This is a genomic window from Niallia sp. MER 6 (genome assembly GCF_023714395.1).
Taxonomy (GTDB): domain Bacteria; phylum Bacillota; class Bacilli; order Bacillales; family Cytobacillaceae; genus Niallia.
In genome coordinates this window covers 22,968-35,354 of the sequence record NZ_JAMAUK010000010.1, presented here as the reverse complement: position 1 = coordinate 35,354, position 12,387 = coordinate 22,968, and the positions used below count along the sequence as shown (strand labels likewise).

Annotated in this window: 11 protein-coding genes and 1 pseudogene; 9 read left to right on the top strand and 3 right to left on the bottom strand. The window is 37.6% G+C overall.

What is annotated here, in order from left to right; genetic code table 11:
* Nucleotides 1-61 precede the first annotated feature (61 nt).
* Entirely contained in the window at nucleotides 62-553 is a 492-nt protein-coding gene (locus tag M3600_RS14045) for a hypothetical protein (protein WP_251646460.1), read from the bottom strand.
* A 618-nt stretch (nucleotides 554-1,171) separates the two neighbouring features.
* Between M3600_RS14045 and M3600_RS14040 the strand changes: the two genes are divergently transcribed.
* From M3600_RS14040 to M3600_RS14015, 6 genes are all read left to right on the top strand, one after another.
* Complete coding sequence (locus M3600_RS14040) at nucleotides 1,172-2,590, top strand: right-handed parallel beta-helix repeat-containing protein (protein ID WP_237943381.1); 1,419 nt, start codon at nucleotides 1,172-1,174, stop codon at nucleotides 2,588-2,590.
* A 179-nt stretch (nucleotides 2,591-2,769) separates the two neighbouring features.
* A complete protein-coding gene (locus M3600_RS14035) occupies nucleotides 2,770-3,222 on the top strand; it encodes a helix-turn-helix domain-containing protein (RefSeq protein ID WP_237943383.1) in 453 nt (150 codons plus the stop codon).
* A 186-nt stretch (nucleotides 3,223-3,408) separates the two neighbouring features.
* On the top strand, nucleotides 3,409-3,798 hold the full coding sequence (locus M3600_RS14030; protein WP_233316989.1) for a MerR family transcriptional regulator: 390 nt from the start codon (nucleotides 3,409-3,411) through the stop codon (nucleotides 3,796-3,798).
* 42 nt (nucleotides 3,799-3,840) lie between these two features.
* Nucleotides 3,841-5,172 carry a hemolysin family protein gene (locus M3600_RS14025; protein WP_233316990.1) on the top strand — a complete coding sequence of 444 codons (1,332 nt, stop codon included), beginning with the start codon at nucleotides 3,841-3,843 and terminating at the stop codon, nucleotides 5,170-5,172.
* Nucleotides 5,173-5,216: 44 nt separating this feature from the next.
* Nucleotides 5,217-6,269, top strand: a complete 1,053-nt coding sequence (locus tag M3600_RS14020; protein WP_237943388.1) for a hemolysin family protein — start codon at nucleotides 5,217-5,219, stop codon at nucleotides 6,267-6,269.
* A 21-nt stretch (nucleotides 6,270-6,290) separates the two neighbouring features.
* Complete coding sequence (locus M3600_RS14015; RefSeq protein WP_233316992.1) at nucleotides 6,291-6,968, top strand: zinc metallopeptidase; 678 nt, start codon at nucleotides 6,291-6,293, stop codon at nucleotides 6,966-6,968.
* Between the two features lie 310 nt (nucleotides 6,969-7,278).
* Here M3600_RS14015 and M3600_RS14010 read toward each other — a convergent pair whose 3' ends face one another.
* Both M3600_RS14010 and tnpA read right to left on the bottom strand, forming a co-directional pair.
* The gene (locus tag M3600_RS14010) at nucleotides 7,279-8,592 is read right to left on the bottom strand and encodes an IS200/IS605 family accessory protein TnpB-related protein (protein WP_237943390.1); all 1,314 of its coding nucleotides are present in this window, start codon (nucleotides 8,590-8,592) and stop codon (nucleotides 7,279-7,281) included.
* 6 nt (nucleotides 8,593-8,598) lie between these two features.
* A pseudogene (gene tnpA, locus M3600_RS14005) lies at nucleotides 8,599-8,991 on the bottom strand (IS200/IS605 family transposase); the annotation flags it as partial.
* A gap of 254 nt (nucleotides 8,992-9,245) precedes the next feature.
* On the opposite strand from tnpA, the gene M3600_RS14000 reads away from it, so the two are divergent.
* The 3 genes from M3600_RS14000 (at nucleotide 9,246) to M3600_RS13990 (ending at nucleotide 12,380) form a co-directional block, all read left to right on the top strand.
* Nucleotides 9,246-10,427 carry a pyridoxal phosphate-dependent aminotransferase gene (locus M3600_RS14000; protein ID WP_237943392.1) on the top strand — a complete coding sequence of 394 codons (1,182 nt, stop codon included), beginning with the start codon at nucleotides 9,246-9,248 and terminating at the stop codon, nucleotides 10,425-10,427.
* 82 nt (nucleotides 10,428-10,509) lie between these two features.
* Nucleotides 10,510-11,184 (top strand): SOS response-associated peptidase, encoded by a 675-nt coding sequence (locus M3600_RS13995; RefSeq protein WP_233316994.1) that lies wholly within the window; start codon nucleotides 10,510-10,512, stop codon nucleotides 11,182-11,184.
* 830 nt (nucleotides 11,185-12,014) lie between these two features.
* A complete protein-coding gene (locus M3600_RS13990) occupies nucleotides 12,015-12,380 on the top strand; it encodes a hypothetical protein (RefSeq protein ID WP_233316995.1) in 366 nt (121 codons plus the stop codon).
* Nucleotides 12,381-12,387 lie beyond the last annotated feature (7 nt).

The window sequence follows — 12,387 nt, the reverse complement described above, 5'->3', positions numbered from 1 at the left end:
AAAAGTAAAAACCAGCCTGTTCAACTTAACTAAACAGGCTGGTTGCTATGAAATCAATAGATTAGCACCAAACAATGATTTTGTAAGGAGTTGTTAAGGCTGGAATGCTTTTAGTGGAAGCTCCATAAAGGACAATGAGGTTTCGGTTCATAAGCGTCCCTGTAAAAGGCTGATCATTTTTTAAGCGTAGTTGGGTGCTTGAAGCAATATTTAATTTCAAAGTTCCGTCACTGCTGGCTAATTGGCTGTTAAAATAGTCTGCTTTCACATTTTGATATGGTAATTCCTTTGCTATAGCAATGGCCTCATAACGGGGGGGATAAATAAGGGGGACAGGAGCATTACCATCATAAAATCCAGTTACCCGATCACCAGGCTGCACGATTAAATGGTCAATAAAATAAGTGGATGGGGCGATGACGAAGTGAACGATGGACCCTGTATGATCTTCAACGGTAAAAATTTTATGACAACCGTTCCCCTCATTATTTTGGCTGGTTGGAAAATCAGATATATTGGTGACAATGCCTTGAAAAAAATAAAATTTAACCATTTTTATTCCCTCCAATTAATAAAAAAAAAGACTTTCTGTTGCTTGTTAACAAAGCATAGAGTTCATATTTTTTACAAACCGTAATAATTACTATTTACAACTAAGCATAATTAAAATATGATACTAAATAGTTCTTATTTATTTAAAAAGCAAGAGTAAGTGATTATTAACGTGAAATGGATTGTGTTAAATAAAAATATTTTTATGCTCATGGCGGTCATTTTAGTACTGCTTTTAGCAGCATGTTCAAATACATAACAGCATTCGTTTTAGGAATAATTCTTCTAGCAAGTACGGACCAGTTGGACTGGGCTGTTAGAGTTTTTACGGGAGCTACTGAAGTTGGTTATGTGAAAAATTCGATGATAGGCGCCGTTCTGCTCTTTTTCCTGATTCTGTTACCTGCAGCACATGCTTGGGGAAACCACGGATTGTGGCTTGCCTTTATCCTTTTTAGTTTAGCAAGATCCGTTCTTCTGCTGTTATATTTGCCCGAAATTAACAAAATGGTTTACCAGTATCTTGAGCAAGGATGGACCTATATGACTTCCCTTGCCAAGCAGCTGCATTTCCCTCAATATAAGAGGGAAAGTATATATAAAAGAAAAGGGCGTTATCATGAAAAAGTTATTAGTAATACTTGCAATTATCGGCATTGCTGTATGTCTTTTTGTTTACCTTCAAAGAGATGATGCAGAAGAACAAGAGATCAAGATAGCAGCAACTAAACAGTCATTTTTTATAGCAGAAGATGGGGATGACGCGAATGACGGTAGCATAGAAGAACCTTTTCAAACATTGGAAAAGGCAAGTGAAGCAGCAATTCCCGGCACAACTGTATATATCCGCGGAGGGACTTATTACGAGTCTTTACAGGTGAACCACAGCGGAACAAAAACAGAGCCGATTGTTTTTCAGGCCTATGACGGCGAAGAAGTTATTATAAGCGGAGAAAAAATGGATGATGCAGAGGAGGACACAGCCCTCGCTTCCATTAATGATAAAAGCTATATTACAATAAAAGGCCTGACGTTTACTAATCTCTCCACAGAGCTGGCAGATGAAACGGTTATAGGTATATACGTTACTGGCAACAGCAGTCATATTTCGATTGAGAATAACACTGTCCGAAATATTGAGACATTCCATGATGAGGGCAATGGCCATGGAATTGCTGTTTATGCAACAGAGGCAATGAAGGACATAACAATAAAAGATAATCTCGTGGAAAATTTGAAGCTTGGTGCAAGTGAAGCACTAGTTCTTAATGGAAATATTGATGGATTTCAAATATCTCATAACACTGTAAGAGATAATGACAACATCGGTATTGATATGATTGGTTATGAAGGCACTAGCGAGGAAAATGATTACGTTAGAAACGGAGCTGTTGAAAGCAATATTGTTTATAATAATAGTTCCTACGGCAACCCTGCATATGGGGAAGATTACAGTGCTGGCGGAATTTATATTGATGGCGGCCGTAACATTACTGTTGATCATAACATTGTGCATCATAATGACCTTGGAATCGAAGCAACCTCTGAGCATCATAAAAAATATGCCGTCCATATTGATATTACAAGTAATACTGTATATGAAAATAATTATACAGGCATCTCTATCGGCGGTTATGATACAGAAAGAGGAGGTACAAAAAACTCTACGATAGCCAAAAATATTTTGTATAAAAATGATACAAAAGGTTTGGATGGCGGTCAGCTGATGCTGCAGCATGATACGAGCAGTAATAAAATCGAGAAGAATGTTTTCTCTTCAAGTGAAAATGGACTATTTATCATTAATTATTTTACCGCGAACAGCAGCAATACCCTTTCAAGCAATGTATATCATCTAGAAGAGGATAAGGAGACAATCTGGGTTTGGAAGGATGAGGAATATACTAGCCTCGCTTCCTTCGAAACAGCAGCAGATAGTGACAGTAATTCAAGCATACTTGATCTTGGTTTTGCGGATCCAGAAAATGGTGATTTTACATTAACGTCTGACTCGCCAGTTAAGAATATAATAGAATAGATGATGTTAAGGTTAATGTGTAGAACTACTATGCATTAACCTTTTTTCGCTGTATAGGAGAATTTTCACCATAAATATCAAGGAACAACCATTAGTTGCGCCTTGGTGCGCATAGAAGTATCTTTACTTTATGACTTATCGCATTAATATAAAAAATGTAAAGGCAGGCGAACAATAAGATGATTTTTAGTGAGCGACTAAAAAAGGAAAGGGAGAAAAAGGGATGGTCTCAACATGATTTAGCAGAAAGAATTCATGTAAGTCGTCAGTCTGTTTCAAAGTGGGAAACAGGCAAGAATTATCCCAGTATTGAAATGATCATTCATCTTAGTGATTTATTTGGCGTTACAATTGATGAATTGTTAAGGAGCGATAAAGAATTGAAGGATAAAGTTATTAAAGACAGCAAGCAGCTTGCCCACCCGAAATGGAAGGTTTTTTTTGAAAGTATATTTTCCATTGGTGTCCTGTTGTTGGTTGCAAAATTAATTATCTTACTGTTAAATCATTTCGGAGGGAAAGCTATAAGTTTAGAAGGAATACCAACAGGAATCGTATCGTTTTTACCATTAGTTTTGATGCTTGTCGGCGGAATTGGGGCAGATCAGCTGAAGAATAAATATGTAGAGTAAGCAATACAAAATACAGCTAAAGCCTGCAGGCTTAATTTAATTAATCTTAAAGCATATGCCAGAAAAGTTTAGTATAGAAGCTGTTGGGGAAAACTTAAACCATAACGTTATACTGTACAGTTTCTGGTTGGTATGATATATTATATATAAATAATGAACGGAAAGGGTGAGTAATTTGGGAAGGCGTTGCTGCGTATCGGAAAAGTGGCTGAATTAAGTGGATTGTCAACACGGACAATAGATTATTATTCTCAAATTGGTTTACTGGAGGTACAACGGTCTTCTTCTAATTACCGCTTATATCCAGAGAACGTCCTTGAAACATTGGAAAGAATTAAGCTATTGAAGCAGCAAAGGATGTCGATGGAGGAAATAAAGGAAGCCTTGAAGTCAGATGTTTCTGGAGACATCGAACCGATTATTTGCGATGTTCAAGATGAAATAAACTGCTTGCAAAGGAAACTTTCCCTTTTGGAAGAAAAACTAAAAAATGTGCCTCCAGAAGAAAGAATGAAGGTTTATAAAAGAATTGAACCAAAAATGACAGCAATTATGACGCTGTTAACATTGTTATAACTATTCATACGGAGGTGAATCCCTCAACCTTGAGGGAATTGATTGGACATAATTACTCTTACAAATCTGTTCATACTTGCAATATTGATCGTGCTTACGGCATTCTTTGTCGGCTCAGAGTTCGCGGTCGTTAAAATCCGTCTGTCACGAATTGATCAACTGATTGCAGAGGGGAACAAAAAAGCAGTAATGGCTAAAAAAGTGGCGAGCAATCTCGATTATTATCTTTCCGCCTGCCAGCTTGGTATTACCGTTACGGCACTAGGTCTTGGTGCCCTTGGAAAGCCGGCTGTAGAGCGAATTCTTTATCCTATTTTTGATTTGTTGAATGTGCCAGGGTCGGTATCCTCGATTGCTTCTTATGCAATCGCATTTATTCTTGTAACCTTCCTCCATGTCGTTGTTGGTGAAATGGCACCGAAAACATTAGCTATTGAATTTCCAGAAAAGCTGACATTAATGCTGTCAGGTCCATTGTATTGGTTTGGTAAAGTAATGTACCCGTTTATTTGGGCACTAAATGGAGCATCTGGCAGAATACTGCGCGTATTCGGAGTAAAACCAGCCGGACACGAGCATGCCTACTCAGAGGAAGAGCTGAAGATTGTTATGGCGCAAAGCTATCAGGGCGGTGAATTGAACGAGACAGAGCTTGAATATATGGAGAATGTCTTCTCGTTTGATGAACGTGTTGCTAAAGATATCATGGTGCCGAGAACATCCTTAATTACATTGGACCAAAATATGGACCGGGAAGAAATCATAAAAGTTCTTGATGAATTTAACTATACTCGTTATCCAATAACATTAGACGGAGACAAAGACAATATAGTCGGTATGGTAAACATAAAAAAAATGTTAGCCAATATGGCTACAGGAAGAAACCGTCAGCTAAATGAATTTATCCGTGAACTGCCAGTTGTGCTGGAAGTTACTCGCATACAGGACATTTTGTATAAAATGCAAAAGGAAAGAATTCATATGGTATTGGTTATTGATGAGTATGGAGGAACATCTGGAATACTGACAATGGAAGATATCCTTGAGGAATTAGTCGGCGAAATAAGAGATGAATTTGATGCTGATGAAGTGGAAGATATTCAAAGCATTGGAGAACACCGTTATTTAGTCAACGGCCGTGTGTTGCTGGAAGATTTGGAAGATCAATTCGGCATCCGCTTTGAAGAAAAAGAAACAATTGACACAATCGGTGGCTGGATGCAATACCAATTAGTTGATAATGTTCAATTAGACGACCAAGTTGAATATGGAAAGTATGTATGGACTGTCACTGAGATGGACAATTATCAAATAAAACAGGTTACACTTGCTAAAACGGAATCAACTGATGATGTCGAAATGGTCCTCAACTGATCAGTTACTAAGCATGAAAACTTTTAAAAATAGGAGCGCATGAATTGGACGGATTAATAGCTTTGAATTTGTTTCTTGTGGCCGTATTTATCGGATTGACTGCATTTTTTGTTGGTGCGGAGTTTGCGATATTAAAGGTAAGGATGTCACGAATCGATCAATTGATTACAGAGGGTAATAAAAAGGCTCATATCGCGAAAAAAGTTGCACAGAATCTTGACTTTTACTTGTCAGCCTGTCAGCTGGGTATTACGATTACTGCCCTAGTACTTGGTGCATTAGGAGAGCCTACAGTGGAGAAGATGCTTCATCCTTTATTTGAAAGGTTTAATGTTCCAGAAGCATTAGCCACTGTCCTGTCTTATGCTATTGCCCTGTCAATTGTTACATTTCTCCATGTAGTATTAGGAGAGCTTGCACCTAAAACATTGGCAATTCAATATGCTGAAAAAATGACACTTATGCTTGCACCGCCTCTTTACTGGTTTGGTAAAGTGACAAAGCCAATTATCTCCGCATTGAACGGATCTTCCCGCATTCTCCTGCGTATGTTTGGGGTTAAACCAGCTGGGCATGAGACGGTCCATTCAGAGGAAGAATTGAAGCTCATTGTTACACAAAGCTATGAGAGCGGAGAAATTAATAGAACAGAGCTTGAATACCTGGAAAATATCTTTGCCTTTGATGAGCGGATTTTGAAGGATATTATGATACCGAAAGAGAGAATTATTTCAGTTGAAAAAGGCATGCCTTTTGATCAAATAATAACTGTTTTAGATCAGTATGAATATACGAGATATCCGGTTACAGATAAAGGGGAATATATCGGATTTATTAACACAAAAGAAATGCTTACAAGTGTTGTGGCAGGCAGGAAACTGACAATGGATTCTGTTGTCCATTCACTGCCTAGCTTTAAAGAGACAGCACCAATTAAAGATGCATTATTAAAAATGCAGCAAAGCAGTACACATTTAGCGATTGTAAAAGATAAGAACGGCAAAACTGCAGGTATTGTTTCGATGGAAGACATATTAGAAGAAATCGTCGGAGAAATCGGCGATGACTTAATCGAAGCAGCCGTTCCAGCTAAATAATTTTAGGAAGGGAGAAGCAGTATGTTTATCATATATTTTTTGATTATCCTAATTGTCCCTATATGGGCACAATTCAGAGTAAGAAGCGCTTATAAAAAGTATTCTAATGTAACAGCGTCATCCCAAATGTCCGGGAGAGAGGTAGCCAGAAGAATTCTTGATTCCAACGGCTTGTATGACGTTTCTATTGAGGAAACAAGGGGAGTATTATCTGACCATTATGATCCGCGCTCTAAGGTTGTCCGCTTATCTTCTGACAACTATCATGGCCATTCAGTGGCAGCAGCGGCGATTGCAGCCCATGAGGTCGGCCATGCGATTCAAGACCAACAAAGCTACGCGTTTTTAAGATTCCGTCACGCTCTTGTCCCTGTAGCGAATATCGGCAGTAACTTTTCCTGGATCTTGATTCTAATCGGAATGATCGCAGGCATGAGCAATTTATTACTTCTTGGAATTGTATTCATGGCAGCAGCGGTATTATTTCAGTTTGTGACATTGCCTGTAGAGTTTAATGCCTCTAACAGAGCGATGGATGAGGTCGTTTCCCTTGGTATTATTCGCAATGACGAAGAAAGAGAAACGAAGAAAGTGCTAAACGCAGCAGCATTGACATATGTTGCAGCTGCAGCAGTTGCTGTTCTGGAGCTGATTCGTTTGATTTTAATCTATACTGGAATGCAGCGAGATGAAGACTGATTAATCAGGAGGCACCTATCTAATAGGTGCCTCTTTTTTATGCCTTATGAAGCGGCCAAACTCATGACTTAAAAAAGGTATGTATTTCTTCGTTTGAACCTCCCTCCATTGAAATGGAAGGATTCTGTGTTAATTCACTGAACTTCGTACTGTCTATGGTAAACAAATAGAAATCGTGCTTGTGTCGGGGACACCACATATTCTACCGTAATATTACACAGGCCAATAACCAGCGGGTTCTTGCATGATTACCCTCAACATCTAGCCAAGGATAACGCCTTTATACCACTAGAAAGGGCTTTGGAGGCAATTAAGCCATATACTTTAAACGGAAATTCAAGCCCACACCCAATGAACCAATATAGTCTGCATTGACATCGTGCAGCTTACAATTGATACAATGAGCTAAACTAACGCCATATTTTTTACTTTGGCTATATCGAATGATAGTAAGATGACCGCAATCTGGACATCTTCTTGATGTATTCTTTGGGGAAACACGATTTACCACAATTCGCTTATGCACCGATTTATATTTGGTGTATTTTACGATACGTCCCTTTACCCAAAAGGCAAACTTCCGGTTTAGTCTTTTAGATTTTCGCAGTTTGCAAGGTTTCAAGTTATCTAGATGTTCAAATACGATAGTTCTCGCTCCATGTTCGTAGGCGAAGTCTACAATTTCTTTTGAAACCTTATGTGCAATATAATCGTTAAAATTAGCTATCTTTTTCCACAATAGTTGGCATTGTTTTTCATCTTCCGGTGCAACACCTGTTTGGTGTTGTTTTTTTACTATTCTGTCCAGATACATCTTCCTAAGGCGATTATCTTGTTTAGCTGAAATAAATTTGACAGCCAAGACTCGGCCTTCTGCATCTTGAATGGATAAAACCGCGTGGTGGTTGATTCCTAAATCTACACAGCACTTACGGAAATTATCTTCTTTTACTCGTTCTGTTACCTTTCCCAGTTTTAACCCTTTTACAGGCAAGACCATAGGGATATGTAATTCCCAACCATGTTTCTTCTTCACTAAACTAGGAGACCCCAATTCATACCCTTCCGGTATGATAAGAGGTTCTGATAAGGTCACTTTCCTTTTGACATAGGAAGTACCCGTAAACATTTTTAATAAGATGTGATAGGGGTCTAACACTTTGTATTCTGTTTTATAAAAAGAAACCCAGGACTCCGTTTTTGTGACATATAAAGGTGGGTGCTCAAGGAAAGAGATTTCTTTTTTGCCTTTTTGTTTTCTTAACAGATTTTTAGCTAAGTGTTTTTCTTTTTTCTCTTGCCATTTTTCGTATCTTGTTCTCCAAGAAGAGGCTTGTCCAACTGATTCCGATATAGAAGCTCTTCTAAAACCAGACGGGTATTTGCCGAATTTTTCTTTCAATGAATACCTTGGATTTAGATTGCTTTTCGTTTGGTGAGTTAAAGTTTCTAATTTTCCTAACCAATCCCCATCCATCGTATCCATATTCTCACGGATGACTTCTAAATAAAAAGACATGACATCATTGTATTGGTTTGTCGTCTTCTGACAAAGGAAGTCCAATTCCTCATCTGTATTCAATTGAATTTTCTTTGTCTTTGCAAAACCATATAAATGTGCCATTGCGTCTTAACCCTTCTTTTGATTGTCTATGTACTTTCTTATGGTATCCTCCGATATAGAACCGACGGTTCCAACGTAATAAGAGGGATTCCATAAGTGACCTCCATACAATTCTTTTTGAATAGTTGGATGTTTCTTAAATAAAAGTCTAGCAGAAACACCTTTGAATTTTTTAATTATATTCGTTATTAAATCATTAGGAGTGGCTGTTATAAACAAATGAACATGGTCTTCCATTACTTCCATTTGCTCGATACTAAAATTATTTTGACTGGATATATCATTTAGAATTAATTTTAAATCATCTTGGATTTCTCCAGTAAGTATAGGTTTTCTATATTTCGTACACCAGAAAAAATGATACCCAATCTCGAATACACTGTTGCGATTTCTTCTTAGTTACATCTATTAACCACCTAGGTTTTTCTTGATACATATATAATAATATACGTAAACATAATAAGAAAGTACGTTCGCTTAATTCGCTAAAAAAATGTGACTAACCTCTCATTGAAATAAGAGGAATGCGTCACACGATATCTTCAAAAATAAATATTAATTATTAATTATGAATATGGTAGAATTTAATAAATTGAATATTTGGAAAATAAAGAATATACATAGAATGCTTCTATTCGGAAAGGAAAAAAAGTATGAAGGAGTTATCAACCAAGGTTCAAGGAATTAAAGCAGCAAAAGTAAGACAAATGTATGAGCTGTCACAAGGGCTAGAGGATGTGGTCAGTTTTGTTATTGGCGAGCCAGAGTTCGATACCCCGAAAAACATAATAGACGCTGCTAAATCAGCAATGGATAATGGCGAAACCCACTATACTCCTAACTCTGGGTTACTTCCATTGCGTGAAGCAGTTAGCAAACACTTTAAGAATTTCGATAAAGTCAGCTATGATCCTGCTAATGAAATTTTTATTACTGTTGGCGGTATGCAAGGATTGTCTTTATCTTTGTTTATTTTAACCAATCCAGGTGATGAGGTGATTGTAAGCGACCCATGCTATACGAACTATTTTGGCATGATTGAGATGAATAATGCTGTGCCTGTTACAGTGCCTGTTTATGAGGAAGAAGGTTTTAACTTTACAGAAGAGCGTCTGAGAGAAGCGATATCAGCTAAGACAAAAGCAATAATTCTGAACTCCCCGTCTAATCCGACAGGTGCTGTCGCAGGCAAGGAAATAATGGAAATGATTGCTCGGGTGGCGATTGAACATGATTTATATGTTATTTTTGATGAGGTATACAAATATTTGACGTATGACGAGCCTTTTTTTAATATAGCGAGAATCTCGGGCATGAGAGAAAGAACCATCATCATTGACTCTGTTTCTAAATCCTATGCTATGACAGGCTGGCGCGTCGGCTATTGTCTCGCACCGAGTCCAATAATTGCTCAAATGCAGAAAATCCAGGAATTTATGCTGTCATGTGTAAATACAACAGCTCAATTTGCAGCAATCGAAGCGTTGACAGGTCCGACTGAAGCTTATGCTTATATGAATGAGCAATATAAGGAGCGCAGAAGCATCATGGTGGGGCGTATTAACAAAATAGATAAGATATCCTGTGTAATGCCTAAAGGGGCTTTCTACGTCTTTATGAACATAAAAGAAACAGGCTTAACTTCCGATGAGTTTGCTATAAGGCTGCTTAACGAACAGCGCGTAGTTGTGTCACCTGGCGATTGCTTTGGCAGTATGGGAGAAGGTTATGTTAGGCTGTCATATGCGTCATCTGTTGAAAATATTTATAAAGGATTTGACCGGATTGACAGGTTTGTTCAAGATCTGTTTACAGAAGAAAGAAAGACAAATTAGTAAGGCGTGGGGGCATGGAGATTTCATGTCTCTATTCTGTTATTTAGGTAAACTATAAAAAAAGCAAAAGAGGTGGAGCCTGATGTGCGGTCGATATTCATTAGTAAGTGAGCTGTCCCAATTACAAGCAGAATTTGATTTTGAGTTTTCTGCTGAGCTTACGCCCAGATATAATATTGCTCCAGGGCAGGATGTCCTTGCAATAGGATATAACAATGGAAGACGGATAGGGAGCTACTTAAGATGGGGACTAGTCCCTTTTTGGGCGAAGGAAGAAAAAATAGGCTATAAACTAATCAATGCCCGTATGGAAAGCCTGGAAGAAAAGCCTTCATTCAAACATGCCTTTCAAAAAAGAAGATGTTTAATCATTTGCGACGGTTACTATGAATGGAAAAAGACAAAGAGTGAAAAGCAGCCTTTTCGGTTTGTCATGAAAGATAGGCGGCCATTTGCGATGGCTGGCTTATTTGAGGTTTGGAAAAAAGCAGATGGAACGAAGCCTCTTGCTACTTGTACCATTATAACAACAGAAGCAAATGCTAGTACAGAAGATATTCATGATAGAATGCCGGTTATTTTGAAGCAGGAAGATTATGATTATTGGATGAACCCGAAGAACAGTAACATAAACGAATTAAAGCAGCTACTTGTACCATATAGTGCAGAAGCAATGGATAAATATGAGGTTTCAACCCTTGTCAATTCACCAAAAAATGAAGGGGAAGAATTGGCCATCCCGTTTAATAGTCAGTGACAAATTAATGACATGAATAAAATTAATGAAAAAATACTACAGGCATTCAAAGTGAAAGTCCCATAAAATTTGACAATAATCGCAACAAATGCGAGTAAGTATATAAATATTTATGAGGAATTGTTAAGGTGAATTTGTCAGGGGAAATGGAATGCACATTGATGAATTAAAAAAAGCGTGGAAGGATAGAGGATCCACAGATTTATTTGTATATGTTATTTCCTGTTTGAAAGTGCACTTTCGTTAAATAATCAGAGTGCATGCTGCTTATCAAATTAGGTAGTTTCCATACTTATTACAATCACCTTCATATTTACAGCATTTCAAAACAGGGAATGAGCCGAATAGTCTATACTCAACCATTCCTATAGTAGGCTTTTCGGCTTCCGAGCATGTCCATGATTAGAGGGGCTTTACAGGCAAATAAACAGAGCGGTAATAAAGGTTCTAGCATCTCCTTAATTTCTAGGATTAGGTTTAGATTATTTTACGGCAGTAGCAAAAAAAGGTACGGTAAGTCATTAACATACTTTTCAATGAAAAAGTTAGGTTGTTTATGTCTGCTGTTGTACTAAGACCCTCTTGATGACATAGCACAGTATACAATTAATCGATTGCACACTTATTTTAATTTTATCAGTTTTTCCCCTTACAGCTTTGGTGAATGCTAATTCTTTTTTATATGGTACTCCTCCTTTTTACAGTGTCCTAAATAGGATACTGTTTTTTTGTTCTTCAAACGAGTTAGAGAATATTGACATTTTGTATACGAATGTATACATTGAATATAGAAACAAAATGTATACATATGTATACAAGGAGGGTGAACAATGAGAAACGAGCATTTTATGAAAGATAGCTATCATCATGGTGAACATCATAAGCGGAAGAATAAAGGACATAAAGGCGCGAAAACATTCCGCCGCGGCCGAGCTATTGCCTTTCTGGAGATGATGAAATTAAAACGCTCTACCATAAAGCAGCAGCTTGAAGCTCCTGAATTTCAGTCTATTCAACCGATCCTAGTCGGAGAATTGAAAGCGATTGATATGGTTATTAATGAGTTTACTGAGCTTTTTGAAATTCAAGAAAATGAAGTGAATGACACTAGCGATGCAAAGATACAGACAGAAGAAGCCAATCCGCATAAAGGGGAGGAATCTTTAAATGAGGAAGATAGGAGTGGATTGGAATAATCTAGTC

Bases quoted from the DNA above. Each gene is read 5' to 3' on its own strand.
- M3600_RS13990 (WP_233316995.1), top strand. From the start codon at position 12,015: ATGAGAAACGAGCATTTTATGAAAGATAGCTATCATCATGGTGAACAT.
- M3600_RS14015 (WP_233316992.1), top strand. From the start codon at position 6,291: ATGTTTATCATATATTTTTTGATTATCCTAATTGTCCCTATATGGGCA.
- M3600_RS13995 (WP_233316994.1), top strand. From the start codon at position 10,510: ATGTGCGGTCGATATTCATTAGTAAGTGAGCTGTCCCAATTACAAGCA.
- M3600_RS14000 (WP_237943392.1), top strand. From the start codon at position 9,246: ATGAAGGAGTTATCAACCAAGGTTCAAGGAATTAAAGCAGCAAAAGTA.
- M3600_RS14035 (WP_237943383.1), top strand. From the start codon at position 2,770: ATGATTTTTAGTGAGCGACTAAAAAAGGAAAGGGAGAAAAAGGGATGG.
- M3600_RS14045 (WP_251646460.1), bottom strand. From the start codon at position 553: ATGGTTAAATTTTATTTTTTTCAAGGCATTGTCACCAATATATCTGAT.
- M3600_RS14040 (WP_237943381.1), top strand. From the start codon at position 1,172: ATGAAAAAGTTATTAGTAATACTTGCAATTATCGGCATTGCTGTATGT.
- M3600_RS14010 (WP_237943390.1), bottom strand. From the start codon at position 8,592: ATGGCACATTTATATGGTTTTGCAAAGACAAAGAAAATTCAATTGAAT.